The following is a 14230-nucleotide window of genomic DNA, read 5'->3' on the forward strand; positions in this document are numbered from 1 at the left end:
GCGTGGAAAACGGACCGGGTGAATTCCAGGTACTGGGCACGCTGTTGGGTGTCTGAAGGTATGGCCGCAAGGTCGCCTTCAAACACCGGCCCCAGTGAACTCACCCGGTAAGGGTGGGGTGGTGGGTGGCTGGTCGTTGCTTGAGAACTGCACAGTGGACGCGAGCATCTGTGGCCAAGTTTTTAAGGGCGCACGGTGGATGCCTTGGCACCAGGAACCGATGAAGGACGTGGGAGGCCACGATAGGCCCCGGGGAGCTGTCAACCAAGCTTTGATCCGGGGGTGTCCGAATGGGGAAACCCGGCAGTCGTCATGGGCTGTCACCCGCTGCTGAACACATAGGCAGTGTGGAGGGAACGAGGGGAAGTGAAACATCTCAGTACCCTCAGGAAGAGAAAACAACCGTGATTCCGGGAGTAGTGGCGAGCGAAACTGGATCAGGCCAAACCGTATGCGTGTGATACCCGGCAGGGGTTGCGCATGCGGGGTTGTGGGATCTCTTTTTCACGGTCTGCCGGCTGTGAGACGAGTCAGAAACCGTTGATGTAGGCGAAGGACATGCGAAAGGTCCGGCGTAGAGGGTAAGACCCCCGTAGCTGAAACATTAACGGCTCGTTTAAGAGACACCCAAGTAGCACGGGGCCCGAGAAATCCCGTGTGAATCTGGCGGGACCACCCGTTAAGCCTAAATATTCCCTGGTGACCGATAGCGGATAGTACCGTGAGGGAATGGTGAAAAGTACCGCGGGAGCGGAGTGAAATAGTACCTGAAACCGTGTGCCTACAAGCCGTGGGAGCGTCGCTGTGTGTGCTTGCACATGCAGTCGTGACTGCGTGCCTTTTGAAGAATGAGCCTGCGAGTTTGCGGTGTGTTGCGAGGTTAACCCGTGTGGGGAAGCCGTAGCGAAAGCGAGTCCGAATAGGGCGATTTAGTAGCGCGCTCAAGACCCGAAGCGGAGTGATCTAGCCATGGGCAGGTTGAAGCGGAGGTAAGACTTCGTGGAGGACCGAACCCACCAGGGTTGAAAACCTGGGGGATGACCTGTGGTTAGGGGTGAAAGGCCAATCAAACTCCGTGATAGCTGGTTCTCCCCGAAATGCATTTAGGTGCAGCGTCGTGTGTTTCTTGCCGGAGGTAGAGCACTGGATAGGCGATGGGCCCTACCGGGTTACTGACCTTAGCCAAACTCCGAATGCCGGTAAGTGAGAGCACGGCAGTGAGACTGTGGGGGATAAGCTCCATGGTCGAGAGGGAAACAGCCCAGAGCATCGACTAAGGCCCCTAAGCGTACGCTAAGTGGGAAAGGATGTGGAGTCGCAGAGACAACCAGGAGGTTGGCTTAGAAGCAGCCACCCTTGAAAGAGTGCGTAATAGCTCACTGGTCAAGTGATTCCGCGCCGACAATGTAGCGGGGCTCAAGCGTACCGCCGAAGTCGTGTCATTCACACATATAGGGCCAACGCCTGTGTGGATGGGTAGGGGAGCGTCGTGTGCCGGGTGAAGCAGCCGCGGAAGCGAGTTGTGGACGGTTCACGAGTGAGAATGCAGGCATGAGTAGCGATACACACGTGAGAAACGTGTGCGCCGATTGACTAAGGGTTCCTGGGTCAAGCTGATCTGCCCAGGGTAAGTCGGGACCTAAGGCGAGGCCGACAGGCGTAGTCGATGGACAACCGGTTGATATTCCGGTACCCGCTTTGAAACGCCCAATACTGAATCAGGCGATGCTAAGTCCGTGAAGCCGGCCCGATCTCTTCGGAGTTGAGGGTAGTGGTGGAGCCGACGAACCAGACTTGTACTAGGTAAGCGATGGGGTGACGCAGGAAGGTAGTCCAGCCCGGGCGGTGGTAGTCCCGGGGTAAGGGTGTAGGCCGTGTGGTAGGTAAATCCGTCACACATTAAGGCTGAGACCTGATGCCGAGCCGATTGTGGTGAAGTGGATGATCCTATGCTGTCGAGAAAAGCCTCTAGCGAGTTTCATGGCGGCCCGTACCCTAAACCGACTCAGGTAGTCAGGTAGAGAATACCGAGGCGTTCGGGTGAACTATGGTTAAGGAACTCGGCAAAATGCCCCCGTAACTTCGGGAGAAGGGGGGCCATCACTGGTGATTGGATTTACTCCATGAGCTGGGGGTGGCCGCAGAGACCAGCGAGAAGCGACTGTTTACTAAAAACACAGGTCCGTGCGAAGCCGTAAGGCGATGTATACGGACTGACGCCTGCCCGGTGCTGGAACGTTAAGGGGACCGGTTAGCTGACTTTCGGGTCGGCGAAGCTGAGAACTTAAGCGCCAGTAAACGGCGGTGGTAACTATAACCATCCTAAGGTAGCGAAATTCCTTGTCGGGTAAGTTCCGACCTGCACGAATGGCGTAACGACTTCTCGACTGTCTCAACCATAGGCCCGGTGAAATTGCACTACGAGTAAAGATGCTCGTTTCGCGCAGCAGGACGGAAAGACCCCGGGACCTTTACTATAGTTTGATATTGGTGTTCGGTTCGGCTTGTGTAGGATAGGTGGGAGACTTTGAAGCGGCCACGCCAGTGGTTGTGGAGTCGTCGTTGAAATACCACTCTGGTCGTGCTGGATGTCTAACCTGGGTCCGTGATCCGGATCAGGGACAGTGTCTGATGGGTAGTTTAACTGGGGCGGTTGCCTCCTAAAGAGTAACGGAGGCGCCCAAAGGTTCCCTCAGCCTGGTTGGCAATCAGGTGTTGAGTGTAAGTGCACAAGGGAGCTTGACTGTGAGACCGACGGGTCGAGCAGGGACGAAAGTCGGGACTAGTGATCCGGCAGTGGCTTGTGGAAGCGCTGTCGCTCAACGGATAAAAGGTACCCCGGGGATAACAGGCTGATCTTCCCCAAGAGTCCATATCGACGGGATGGTTTGGCACCTCGATGTCGGCTCGTCGCATCCTGGGGCTGGAGTCGGTCCCAAGGGTTGGGCTGTTCGCCCATTAAAGCGGTACGCGAGCTGGGTTTAGAACGTCGTGAGACAGTTCGGTCCCTATCCGCTGTGCGCGTAGGAATATTGAGAAGGGCTGTCCCTAGTACGAGAGGACCGGGACGGACGAACCTCTGGTGTGCCAGTTGTCCTGCCAAGGGCATGGCTGGTTGGCTACGTTCGGAAAGGATAACCGCTGAAAGCATCTAAGCGGGAAGCCTGCTTCGAGATGAGTATTCCCACCCTCTTGAAGGGTTAAGGCTCCCAGTAGACGACTGGGTTGATAGGCCAGATGTGGAAGCCCGGTAACGGGTGGAGCTGACTGGTACTAATAGGCCGAGGGCTTGTCCTCAGTTGCTCGCGTCCACTGTGTTGTTCCCGGGTTGCGAACAGTCGCACCGGTTGAACAGCTTCACTAACTTAATTGAAAAGTGTGCTTGTTCGCTAGAACCCAATTAGGGTTTCGGTGGTCATTGCGTTAGGGAAACGCCCGGTTACATTCCGAACCCGGAAGCTAAGCCTTTCAGCGCCGATGGTACTGCAGGGGGGACCCTGTGGGAGAGTAGGACGCCGCCGAACAATCTTTGAAGGACCCTTGGTCCCAGCGTTCAACGCTGGGACCAAGGGTCCTTTTTTTGTTTTGTCGAAGCGCGTCGGGTGTCCGGCTGCGCAAGAATGTCTGTAGTACCCGATGACAGGAGCACCACCGATGTCCACCAACTCTCCCGACGATCGTTCGGAGCGCGAGCCGCGTCGCCGTGACGGCGGTGACCGTGGCGGCGTCAGCGGTGGTCGTGACGACCGGTCAGGCGGCCAGCGCCGGGACAACGACCGCGGTGGAAGCCGGCGTGACGACAGCCGGCCCACCAACAGTGGCGGCGGCTTCCGCCGTGACGACAGCCGGCCCAGCAGCGGTGGCGGCGGCTTCCGCCGTGACGACAGCCGGCCCAGCAGCGGTGGCGGCGGCTTCCGCCGTGACGACAGCCGGCCCAGCAGCGGTGGCGGCGGCTTCCGCCGCGATGACAACCGTGGTGACCGGGATCGTGCGCCGCGGCGTGACGACAACCGCGGTGGTTCGTCCGGCGGTGGCTTCCGTCGTGATGACAACCGTGGCGGTTCCAGCGGTGGTGGCTTCCGCCGTGACGACCGGGGTGGTTCTGGTTCGTCCGGCGGTGGCTTCCGTCGCGACGACAGCCGGGGTGGTTCGTCCGGTGGCGGTTTCCGCCGTGATGACAGCCGTGGTGGTTCGTCCGGTGGTGGGTTCCGTCGTGATGACAGCCGGCCCAGCAGTGGTGGTGGCAGCTTCCGTCGTGATGACCGGGCTCCGCGTCGTGATGATGACCGTGGTGGGCGTTCCGGTGGTGGCTTCGAGCGGCGTGACGACCGGCCGCGTGGGCCCCGTCGCGACGACGACAACCGCGGCGGCAGCACCGGCGGCGGCTTCCGTCGCGACGACAGCCGTGGTGGTTCGTCCGGTGGTGGGTTCCGTCGTGATGACAGCCGGCCCAGCAGTGGTGGTGGCAGCTTCCGTCGTGATGACCGGGCTCCGCGTCGTGATGATGACCGTGGTGGGCGTTCCGGTGGTGGCTTCGAGCGGCGTGACGACCGGCCGCGTGGGCCCCGTCGCGACGACGACAACCGCGGCGGCAGCACCGGCGGCGGCTTCCGCCGTGACGACAGCCGGGGCGGCTCGTCCGGCGGTGGCTTCCGTCGCGACGACAGCCGTGGTGGCTCGTCCGGCGGTGGCTTCCGCCGCGACGACAGCCGGCCCAGCAGCGGTGGTGGCAACTTCCGTCGTGATGACCGGGCTCCGCGTCGTGATGATGACCGTGGTGGGCGTTCCGGTGGTGGCTTCGAGCGGCGTGACGACCGGCCGCGTGGGCCCCGTCGCGACGACGACAACCGCGGCGGCAGCACCGGCGGCGGCTTCCGCCGCGACGACAACCGGGGCGGCTCGTCCGGCGGTGGCTTCCGCCGTGACGACAGCCGTGGTGGCTCGTCCGGCGGTGGCTTCCGCCGCGACGACAACCGGGGCGGCTCGTCGGGCGGTGGCTTCCGTCGCGACGACAACCGAGGAGGCGCCTCCGGCGGCTTCCGCGGTCGGCGGGATGACGGCGACAGGGGTGGCTACCGCGGCCGCGACGACCGTGGTGACCGTGGTGGGTACGAGCGTCGCGACGAGCGCGAGCCGATCAAGCGGCTTCCCATCCCCGACGAGGTCACCGGCCACGAGATCGACAAGGATGTCCGGCAGGAGCTGATGAGCCTGCCCAAGACCCTGGCCGAGGATGTCGCCAGGAACCTGGTCATGGTGGCCCGGCTGCTCGACGAGGACCCCGAGCAGGCGTACGCGTACGCGCGCATCGCCCTGCGACTGGCCTCGCGGGTCGCCGCAGTGCGTGAGGCAGCGGGCTTCGCCGCCTACGCGACGCAGAAGTACGCGGAGGCGCTGGCGGAGTTCCGGGCGTCCCGTCGGATGACCGGTTCCGTGGAGCTGTGGCCGGTCATGGCCGACTGCGAGCGCGGACTCGGCCGGCCGGAGCGGGCGATGGCCATGGCCGGTGAGCCCGAGGTGCAGAAGCTGGACAAGGCCGGACAGGTCGAGATGCGTCTGGTCGCTGCCGGAGCCCGCCGGGACATGGGGCAGATCGATGCCGCCATCGTGACACTGCAGAGTTCCGAGCTGGCCTCCAGTGCCGTCCACCCGTGGACGCCGCGACTGCGTTATGCGTACGCGGACGCGCTGCTGGCGGCAGGGCGCGAGGACGAGGCGCGTGAGTGGTTCGGGAAGGCCCTGGAGGCCGACAAGGACGGTTCCACCGACGCGTCGGACCGGCTCGCCGAGCTGGACGGTGTCGAGTTCGTCGATGTTCTCGGCGACGACGACGAAGACGGCGCACCTGTTTCCGCCCCCGCCGACGCGGCCGATGACGTCGAGTCGCCGGCCGTAGCCGACGCGGACGACCTCGACGAGGACGACGCGGACGACGAGGACGGTCCGGTCAAGGCGTAACGCAGCAGAAGAGGGCGGCACCCCACTCGGGGTGCCGCCCTCTTCTGTGTCCGGGGTCGTGCGTCAGGGGCGTGCTGCCGGGGTCAGCCGAGAGTCAGGCTGCGCAGGACCAGGCCCGTGGCCGGCTTGGGGCCGAAGGAGGTCGACTTGCGCGGCATGGTGACGCCCTGCCGGGCCAGGTCCCGGACGACCTCCTCGCGTACCGGATGTATCAGCACCGCCGTGGAGTTGTGGCGCTCGGCCTGTTCGACGGCGGCCGCGGTGTCGTGGATGTACGCGATGTGCGCCGGGTCGTCCGGGATCTGCCACACATGGTCGAGCAGCGCCGAGTGCAGGACCGTCGCGTCGAGGGTGCGCCAGGCGGCCGGGCGGCCGGCCGGAACGGTGCGGGTCAGCAGCGCCTCGTCGGGGCGGTCGGCCAGATGGAAACCGCCGTCGCCCGCGAGCAGGAAGGCGTTGCCCTCGGCGGCTGCCCCGGCCAGGGCCTCCAGGGCCCGGGGGAGTGGCCCCTCGATGTCGCGGATGCGGAAGTGGCCGGTCAGCGCGGCGAGCGCGTCGGCGACGGGCAGTCCGTGCAACAGCCGGTGGATGGACCGGACCCGGAGCGGGTACCGGGCCGTGTCGACCAGGAGGACCAGACCGAAGTCCCAGGGGCCGGGGACGGTGTGTTCCCGCTGAAGCCTGAGATAGGTGGCCCAGCGGTGGTGCCCGTCGGCGATCAGGGCCTGGTGACGGGCCAGATCCGCCTCCACCACCGACCGTTCGGCGGCGTCGGTGACCGCCCAGAGCCGGTGGCTGAAGCCGTCCTCGGTGGTGGTCGCGAGCAGCGGCGGGCGGTTGATCGTCCGCTCGATGACGGCGGTCGCCCCGGTGGCGTTGCCGTCGCTGCGGTAGGTCAGCAGCAGCGGTTCGAGGTGGGCCTCGGTGGTCCGCATCAGGTCGGCGCGGTCCTCGACGACATCGGCCATCACGTCCTCGTGCGGGAGCACGATGCCGTCGGCGGGGCCGGAGAGGGCCAGCGCGCCGATGACGCCGCGCTGGAGGATCTCGCCGTTGCTCTGCTCGTACACGTAGAGCGCGGGCTCGGGATCGGGGGCGAGGATTCCCTCGGCGAGCCAGCGGTTCAGGGTCGCTGCGGCCTGTTCGTGGCGGGCGGACGCGGTGTCGGCCTGCGGGAGGATCAGGCGCACGATGTTGTACGGATCCGCCGATTCCAGGTGGAGCAGCCCGTCGGGCCGTACGACGACGTCGTACGGGGGTGAGGTCACTGCGGCGAGGCTGCCGACCAGTTCGGGGACGTAGCGCAGTCCACGGAACGGAATCAGGTGCAGTCCCTGGTCCGCGGGGCCTCGTGAGTTCATTTCTGCATCGTATGTGCGGTTCGGCGATGCGCGATGATCGGGGGGAGAAGCAGGCAATGAGGAGCGCAGGATATGAGTCAGGCGAGCAGGACCAGGCCGAGCGGGATCAGCACCGCGTTGAGCGAGGCGTACGACACGGCTCTGCTCGATCTCGACGGGGTGGTGTACGCGGGCGGGCAGGCGATCGACCATGCGGTCGAGGCGCTCGGCACGGCGCGGGACGGCGGGATGCACCTGGCGTACGTCACCAACAACGCGCTGCGGACGCCGGACGCGGTGGCGGAGCACCTGACCGAGCTCGGGGTGCCGGCCGAGGCCGCCGAGGTGATCACTTCGGCGCAGGCCGTGGCCCGGCTGATCGCCGATCAGCTGCCTTCCGGGGCCCGGGTGCTGGTGGTCGGGGGCGAGGGGTTGCGGGTCGCGCTGCGTGAACGCGGGCTGCGGCCGGTGGAGTCGGCGGATGACGATCCGGTGGCGGTCGCGCAGGGATACGGCGGGCCCGACATGGTGTGGGGCCGGTTCGCCGAGGCCGCCTATGCGGTCAATCGGGGGCTGCCGTGGTTCGCGTCCAACACGGATCTGACCATTCCGAGCGCCCGGGGGATCGCACCCGGCAACGGGGCGGCCGTGGAGGTCGTACGGATCGCGACCGGTGCAGAGCCGCAGGTGGCCGGGAAGCCGCTGCCGCCGATGCACAGGGAGACCGTGCTGCGGACCGGCGCGAAGCGGCCGTTGGTGGTCGGGGACCGGCTCGACACGGACATCGAGGGGGCGTTCAACGGTGGCGTGGACTCGCTGCTGGTGCTGACCGGGGTGACGGACGCGGCGCAACTGGTGGCCGCGAAGCCGGAACACCGGCCGACGTACGTGGACGCCGATCTGCGGGGACTGCTGACGGGGCAGCCCGAGGTGACGCAGGCGGGCGAAGACTTCGGCTGTGGCGGCTGGACGGCGTCCGTCCGGGGCGGACAGCTCGTGCTGGAGGGTGACGGGGAGGCGCTCGACGGTCTGCGGGCGCTGTGCGGGGCGGCGTGGTCGCAGGCCGGAGAGGGGTCGTGCGGGCTGGACGCGGGGAAGGCCGTGGCCAGGCTCGGGCTGTAGCGGCGGGGAGTGCACCGGAATCTGGTCGGTGATCTCGCCGCGGGGCCCGTGGGATCTCGTCGGGATCTGGTTGGGAACCTGCCGGGGTCCCGTCGGAGGGACGGGGGTGGCTGGGCGGCTCTCCGGTGGTGGTGGCGGCAGTCGACGGCTCCGTTCCCCCGTCAGCTGAGGACGGCGAGGTCGAGCCGCCGGAGGCGTGCGGGGTCGGCGATCACGTCGTACTCGGTGATCCTGTCGTCCTCGATGGTGAACGTGAGCGCGAACAGCAGGCGGCCGCGCGGGGCCACCACGACTCCCACGGTGCCGTTGACCAGCGCGAGTTCGGCGAGTTGCGACCGGTGGGCCAGGGCGGCCGTTCCCTCCGCGACGGCTCGTGCGCCGCGCGCCTCGGCCACGCCGCCCGGTGGCACCGCGACGCGGTCGGCACGTCGCACCACATCGGGAGCCAGTACCGCGAGGACCGCGGTGAGGTCACCGGCCCGCGCGGCGGCGAGGAACGCCGAGACGATCTGACGGTTCCGGGCGAGTTCGGCCGCCGGAACCACGGGAGTGCCCCGCACCTTGTGGCGTGCGCGGCTGGCGATCTTCTTCGTGGCGACCGGGGTGCGTTCCACGACGGGCGCGATCTCGCTGAACGGCACGGCGAACATGTCGTGCAGCACGAACGCGATCCGCTCGATGGGTTCCAGGGTGTCCAGCACCACGAGCAGCGCGCGGCTCACCGAGTCGGCCAGCAGCGCCTCATCCTCCGGCGGACTTCCCTGGACGGAGTGCGCGACCTGGTCGAGGACCTCCTGCTCGGCCAGGTCCTCCCGTCGCGATCTGCGGGAACGCAACATGTCGAGGCAGATGCGGGTCACCACGGTCCGCAGCCAGCCGGCCAGGTTGTCCACCTCGCCGGCATCGACCCGGCAGAGGCGGAGCCAGGCCTCCTGGACGGCGTCATCGGCCTCGTCCAGTGAGCCGAGCATCCGGTGGGCCACCGTGCGCAGCAGGGCGCGCTGCGCCTCGAAGCGTTCCGCCAGTGCCTCGCGCTCGTCCACCGGTCACCTTTCCCCGCGCTGTTCCGTCACCTCTCCTGACGAACGCAACGTAGCCGAAGTGACAGGAGAACCGATGACGTCCTTGCTGCATCTGGATTCCAGTGCCCATCGCTCCGAGGAGTCGGTCAGCAGACAACTGACCGCACTGTTCGCCCACACCTGGCGGACCGCGCACGGCCCGGCCGGATACCGGTACCGGGACCTGGCCGCCGACCCGGTGCCGCCGCTGGACACCGCCTACTGCTCGCTCGGCCGGCGGGCGGAGCGGAACGGCCTCGTCCCACCGGCCGGCGTGGACACGCTGGCCGAGAGCGCGGCCGAGCGACGGGAATGGTCGCTGACCCGCCCGCTGATCACCGAACTGCTGGCGGCCGACACCGTGCTGGTCGGTGCCCCGATGTACAACTACGCGGTGTCCGCCTCGCTGAAGGCGTGGATCGACCGGGTGGGTTTCCCCGGGGCGCTCACCGACCCGGACACGGGGGAGGGCCTGCTGCGGGGGACGAAGGTCGTGGTGATCAGCGCGCGGGGTGGTGCCTACGGCCCGGGAACCCCTCGGGAGGGCTGGGACTTCCAGACGCCCTACCTGCGGGCGTACTTCGGTGAGAAGGGGGTGGCGCCGCAGGACCTGTGCTTCATCAACGCCGAGATGACCATGGCCGAGCTGGTGCCCGGCCTGGCCCGATTCCGGTCGTTGGCGGCGAGCTCGCTGGCCGCGGCGCGGGCGGAGGTGATCGCGGCGGCGTCCGGCGGGGGGCCGGCGGGCGGCCGGAGCGCGGGGCTGGGACGCCGGATCGAGGTTACAGCAGGGTAGGCTAACCTAACCGGCGTGTTCGTTGAGAGTCCCCCGGAACCGAGTGCAGGCCCGACAGCCGCACCGGGCAAACCCGCGCCCCCCGGGCGCCACGCGGTACGAGCCGCAGGGCTCCTGGTGGCCTTGGCGCTCCTGGTGCTGGTGTGCCTGGCGAGTATCGGGATCGGCGCCAAGGCGCTGCCCCTGGCCGACGTCTGGCACGGGCTGTTCCACTACGCCGGGAGCAACGACGACGTACTCGTACGGCAGGTGCGGATTCCCCGGACCGTTCTCGGGCTGATCGTCGGCAGCGCGCTCGGCCTCGCCGGGGCGGTGATGCAGGCTCTGACCCGTAACCCGCTGGCCGAGCCCGGACTGCTGGGCGTCAACGCGGGAGCATCCGCCGCGGTCGTCTCCGCCATCAGCTTCTTCGGCGTCACCTCGCTGACCGGGTACGTCTGGTTCGCCTTCGCCGGTGCCGCGATCGTGTCGGTGGCCGTGTACCTGCTCGGGGGCAGCCGGTCGGCCACTCCGGTACGGCTCGCGCTCGCCGGGACGGCGGTCTCCGCGGCGCTGTACGGGTACGTCAACGCCGTACAGCTGCTGGATTCGGCGGCGCTGGACCGGCTGCGGTTCTGGACCGTCGGGTCGCTGGCCTCCGCGAACACGGAGACGGTCGGCAAGGTGTGGCCGTTCATCGCGATCGGCGTCGTGCTGACCCTGCTCATCGCCCGTCCGCTCAACGCCCTGGAGATGGGCGACGACACGGCGCGGGCGCTCGGCGCCCATCTGACCAGGACCCGGGTCATCGCCATGCTCGCCGTCACCCTGCTGTGCGGGGCGGCGACCGCGGCGTGCGGACCCATCGTCTTCATCGGGCTGATGATCCCGCACCTGGTGCGCGTGATCACGGGTCCCGACATGCGGTGGATCCTGCCGTACGCGGCCGTGCTCTCCCCGGTGCTGCTGCTCGGCGCGGACGTGGTGGGCCGGATCATCGCCCGCCCGTCCGAACTCCAGGTCGGTATCGTCACCGCGCTGATCGGCGGGCCGGTCTTCATCCATCTCGTACGACGCAAGAGGATGTCCCAGCTGTGAAGTCCACGAAGGAGACAGCGGGGGCGGCGGACGGGACGGGCACGACCGGCGGGACCGGGGCGGCCCGGTCGGTGAGGGCCGTACGGACGGGCGGGTACTCGTTCCGGATGAACGTCCGGTCGTCCCTGGTCATTCTGGTGCTTGCCGTCCTGGTGGCGGCGGCAGGCGTCGTCCTCATCGGCAGCGGCGACTTCTCCATGACCCCGGGCGAGGTCGTCACCACCCTCTTCGGACACGGCACCTTCCAGCAGGAGTTCATCGTCACGGACCTGCGGCTGCCGCGCGTGCTGGTCGGGCTCCTCGTGGGCGCGGCGCTCGGTGCCGGCGGCGCCGTCTTCCAGACCGTCTCGCGCAACCCGCTGGGCAGCCCCGATGTGCTGGGCTTCGGCCAGGGCGCCACGGTGGGTGCGCTGACCGTGATCGTCCTGTTCCAGGGCGGGGCGACGGCGGTCGCGGGCGGCGCTGTGGTCGGCGGTCTGCTGACCGGGGTCGCCGTCTACCTGCTGGCGTGGAAGCGCGGGGTGCACGGTTTCCGGCTCGTCCTGGTCGGGATCGGCGCCGCCGCCGTGCTGACCGCCGTGACCCAGTACCTGATCACCAAGGCCAACCTCGTGGACGCCACCCGGGCCGTCGTCTGGATGACCGGCTCGCTCGACGGGCGGGACTGGGCACAGGTCTGGCCGCTGCTCGTGGTCTGCGGTGTGCTGCTCCCGCTGGTGTTCGGGCACGGGCCGGCCCTGCGGGTGATGGAGATGGGCGACGACGCCGCGTACGCGCTCGGTGTACGGGTCGAACGCACCCGGCTCGTCCTGATGGGCTCCGCCGTGCTGCTCGTCGCCGTCGCCACGGCCGCCGCCGGGCCGATCGCGTTCGTCTCGCTGAGCGCCCCGCAACTGGCCCGCCGGCTGACCCGCTCGACCGGGCCCAATCTGGTGGCCGCGACCTTCATGGGCGCCGCCCTGCTGCTGGTCGCCGACTGGGTCGCGCTCGACGCGTTCGGCGACCGGCAGCTGCCCGTCGGCGTGGTGACCGGCGTGCTCGGCGGCTGCTATCTGCTGTGGCTGCTGGTGTCCGAGCGCAAGGCGGGTCGCATATGAAGAACGGCGTCGGCGACATCGGCGGCACCGGGCGCGGGAAGTCCTCGCCCGCCACTCAGTCCCTCACCAGTTCCCCGACCGACTCACGGAGTACGACCATGCAGCGCCTCACCGCGGACTCGGTGACCCTCGGCTACGACCAGCGGGTCATCGCGGAGAACCTCTCGGTCGAGATCCCCGACCACTCGTTCACCGTGATCGTCGGCCCCAACGCCTGCGGCAAGTCGACATTGCTGCGGGCGCTCTCCCGGATGCTCAAGCCGAGCCGGGGCCAGGTGCTGCTGGACGGGCAGGCGATCCACCGGATGCCCGCGAAGAAGGTCGCCAGGACGCTCGGACTGCTTCCCCAGTCCTCGATCGCGCCGGACGGCATCACCGTGGCGGATCTGGTGGCCAGGGGGCGCTACCCGCACCAGGGGCTGCTGCGGCAGTGGTCGCCCGAGGACGAACGCATTGTCGAGGAATCGATGGCGTCGACCGGTGTCGGCGAACTCGGTGATCGCTATGTCGACGAATTGTCCGGCGGTCAGCGTCAGCGGGTCTGGATCGCGATGGCGCTCGCGCAGCAGACGCCGCTGCTGCTGCTGGACGAGCCGACGACGTACCTGGACATCCAGCACCAGATCGATGTGCTCGACCTGTGCGCGGAGCTGCACGAGACGCAGGGGCGCACGCTGGTGGCCGTCCTGCACGATCTGAATCACGCCGCGCGGTACGCCACGCATCTCATCGCGATGCGGGAGGGCGAGATCGTCGCGGAGGGCGTGCCCGGGGAGATCGTCACCGCGGAGCTGGTGGAGCGGGTGTTCGGGCTGCGGTGCCAGGTGATCTCCGATCCGGAGACGGGGACGCCACTGGTGGTGCCGACCGCGCGGGTACGCGGGGCCCGGAGCGGTGGGGTGGCCGTGGGGCGCGGCGCGGGGGCGTAGGGGAGACGGTGCGCAGGGGACGGGGCGTTGCGTGGCCTCCGGCCACGCTTCGTCCTCGATCGCCGGACGGGCTCGATGCGGCCGGCCCTCGAGCTACAGGAGGGATCTGAGCTTCAGGAGGTCGCGGAAGCCGGCCTCCAGGCGCACCCGGCCCGAGCCCCACGCCTTGGCGAAGTTCAGCTCGCCGTTCACCAGGGCCACCAGATCGTCCCCGGTCATCGCGAGACGTATCTCCGCCTTCTCCGGAGGCGGTCCCTCGACCGTGTCCAGGACCTGGATCCGGCCCCCGGCCAGCCGGCCGGTGAACGTGATGTCGAGGTCCTTGATGTGGCAGCTCAGCGAACGGTCGAGGGACGCCGCGCTGCGCACGTCGCCGTCGGCCCCCGCGAGGTTGTCCGAAAGTCTGTCGAGTGCGCTGCGGCACTCCGCCATGGTCGCCATCATGATCGACGGTACCCCAGCCCCTCGGGGTAGCGTTTCCCGCATGAGCGACTCGATGCCGGAGCCGGGTACGGCCGCCGGAACCGCGCCCGGGGAGATCCCGCGGGACGCGCCGCAGGAGCCGCCCCGGGCGGTCCCGCACGACCCGGCGGTCCCCGCACCCCTCGGTGTCGTCCGCACCCCCACGGGCAACGCCGGGGTGGACGCGGAACTGGAGCGTCTGGCCGACGCCGATCACCTTCCGGCGGACGGACACATCGAGGTGTACGAGGATGTACACCGCGGACTGCGCGAGGCGCTGACCGCGCTGGACGCCAGGCCCGCACCCGCACCGGTGCCCGCCCCCGTGCCCGCGTACAAGAATGCGTACAACAACTCGTACAACGACTCGCACAACAACAGGAGCTGA

The 14230-nt window shown here is 67.9% G+C and carries 11 protein-coding genes and 2 rRNA genes; 9 read left to right on the plus strand and 4 right to left on the minus strand.

Going from position 1 to position 14230, the window contains the following annotated elements:
• Positions 1 to 172 precede the first annotated feature (172 nt).
• Positions 173 to 3297 (plus strand): 23S ribosomal RNA (locus OG322_RS30345).
• A 110-nt stretch (positions 3298 to 3407) separates the two neighbouring features.
• Positions 3408 to 3524 (plus strand): 5S ribosomal RNA (gene rrf, locus OG322_RS30350).
• Between the two features lie 226 nt (positions 3525 to 3750).
• Here the strand turns inward: rrf and OG322_RS30355 are convergent.
• Positions 3751 to 5175, minus strand: coding sequence for a hypothetical protein (locus OG322_RS30355; RefSeq protein WP_329307247.1), 1425 nt, complete (start codon positions 5173 to 5175; stop codon positions 3751 to 3753).
• A 30-nt stretch (positions 5176 to 5205) separates the two neighbouring features.
• Here OG322_RS30355 and OG322_RS30360 point away from each other — a divergent pair, with 30 nt between their 5' ends.
• Entirely contained in the window at positions 5206 to 5958 is a 753-nt protein-coding gene (locus tag OG322_RS30360; protein ID WP_123469825.1) for a tetratricopeptide repeat protein, read from the plus strand.
• A gap of 83 nt (positions 5959 to 6041) precedes the next feature.
• Here the strand turns inward: OG322_RS30360 and OG322_RS30365 are convergent, their stop codons facing one another.
• Positions 6042 to 7319, minus strand: coding sequence for a DUF1015 family protein (locus OG322_RS30365; RefSeq protein ID WP_123468988.1), 1278 nt, complete (start codon positions 7317 to 7319; stop codon positions 6042 to 6044).
• 72 nt (positions 7320 to 7391) lie between these two features.
• On the opposite strand from OG322_RS30365, the gene OG322_RS30370 reads away from it, so the two are divergent.
• Positions 7392 to 8420, plus strand: coding sequence for an HAD-IIA family hydrolase (locus OG322_RS30370; protein ID WP_123468986.1), 1029 nt, complete (start codon positions 7392 to 7394; stop codon positions 8418 to 8420).
• Between the two features lie 161 nt (positions 8421 to 8581).
• Here the strand turns inward: OG322_RS30370 and OG322_RS30375 are convergent, their stop codons facing one another.
• On the minus strand, positions 8582 to 9463 hold the full coding sequence (locus OG322_RS30375) for a sigma-70 family RNA polymerase sigma factor (RefSeq protein WP_124286457.1): 882 nt from the start codon (positions 9461 to 9463) through the stop codon (positions 8582 to 8584).
• A 73-nt stretch (positions 9464 to 9536) separates the two neighbouring features.
• Between OG322_RS30375 and OG322_RS30380 the strand changes: the two genes are divergently transcribed.
• From OG322_RS30380 to OG322_RS30395, 4 genes are all read left to right on the plus strand, one after another.
• Positions 9537 to 10277, plus strand: a complete 741-nt coding sequence (locus OG322_RS30380) for an FMN-dependent NADH-azoreductase (protein ID WP_329307248.1) — start codon at positions 9537 to 9539, stop codon at positions 10275 to 10277.
• A gap of 117 nt (positions 10278 to 10394) precedes the next feature.
• The gene (locus tag OG322_RS30385) at positions 10395 to 11354 is read left to right on the plus strand and encodes a FecCD family ABC transporter permease (RefSeq protein WP_123468982.1); all 960 of its coding nucleotides are present in this window, start codon (positions 10395 to 10397) and stop codon (positions 11352 to 11354) included.
• Positions 11355 to 11461: 107 nt separating this feature from the next.
• On the plus strand, positions 11462 to 12451 hold the full coding sequence (locus OG322_RS30390) for a FecCD family ABC transporter permease (protein WP_260147506.1): 990 nt from the start codon (positions 11462 to 11464) through the stop codon (positions 12449 to 12451).
• 98 nt (positions 12452 to 12549) lie between these two features.
• Positions 12550 to 13380: an ABC transporter ATP-binding protein gene (locus OG322_RS30395; protein ID WP_123469821.1), complete on the plus strand. Its 831-nt coding sequence runs from the start codon at positions 12550 to 12552 to the stop codon at positions 13378 to 13380.
• A gap of 93 nt (positions 13381 to 13473) precedes the next feature.
• On the opposite strand, the gene OG322_RS30400 is transcribed toward OG322_RS30395, so the two are convergent.
• The gene (locus OG322_RS30400; RefSeq protein WP_123469819.1) at positions 13474 to 13821 is read right to left on the minus strand and encodes an SCP2 sterol-binding domain-containing protein; all 348 of its coding nucleotides are present in this window, start codon (positions 13819 to 13821) and stop codon (positions 13474 to 13476) included.
• A gap of 43 nt (positions 13822 to 13864) precedes the next feature.
• On the opposite strand from OG322_RS30400, the gene OG322_RS30405 reads away from it, so the two are divergent.
• Positions 13865 to 14230 carry a hypothetical protein gene (locus tag OG322_RS30405; protein ID WP_260147411.1) on the plus strand — a complete coding sequence of 122 codons (366 nt, stop codon included), beginning with the start codon at positions 13865 to 13867 and terminating at the stop codon, positions 14228 to 14230.

This window comes from Streptomyces sp. NBC_01260 (assembly GCF_036226405.1).
Lineage (GTDB): Bacteria > Actinomycetota > Actinomycetes > Streptomycetales > Streptomycetaceae > Streptomyces > Streptomyces laculatispora.

Bases quoted from the DNA above. Each gene is read 5' to 3' on its own strand.
- OG322_RS30360 (WP_123469825.1), top strand. From the start codon at position 5,206: ATGAGCCTGCCCAAGACCCTGGCCGAGGATGTCGCCAGGAACCTGGTC.
- OG322_RS30365 (WP_123468988.1), bottom strand. From the start codon at position 7,319: ATGAACTCACGAGGCCCCGCGGACCAGGGACTGCACCTGATTCCGTTC.
- OG322_RS30370 (WP_123468986.1), top strand. From the start codon at position 7,392: ATGAGTCAGGCGAGCAGGACCAGGCCGAGCGGGATCAGCACCGCGTTG.
- OG322_RS30380 (WP_329307248.1), top strand. From the start codon at position 9,537: ATGACGTCCTTGCTGCATCTGGATTCCAGTGCCCATCGCTCCGAGGAG.
- OG322_RS30390 (WP_260147506.1), top strand. From the start codon at position 11,462: ATGAACGTCCGGTCGTCCCTGGTCATTCTGGTGCTTGCCGTCCTGGTG.
- OG322_RS30395 (WP_123469821.1), top strand. From the start codon at position 12,550: ATGCAGCGCCTCACCGCGGACTCGGTGACCCTCGGCTACGACCAGCGG.
- OG322_RS30400 (WP_123469819.1), bottom strand. From the start codon at position 13,821: ATGGCGACCATGGCGGAGTGCCGCAGCGCACTCGACAGACTTTCGGAC.
- OG322_RS30405 (WP_260147411.1), top strand. From the start codon at position 13,865: ATGAGCGACTCGATGCCGGAGCCGGGTACGGCCGCCGGAACCGCGCCC.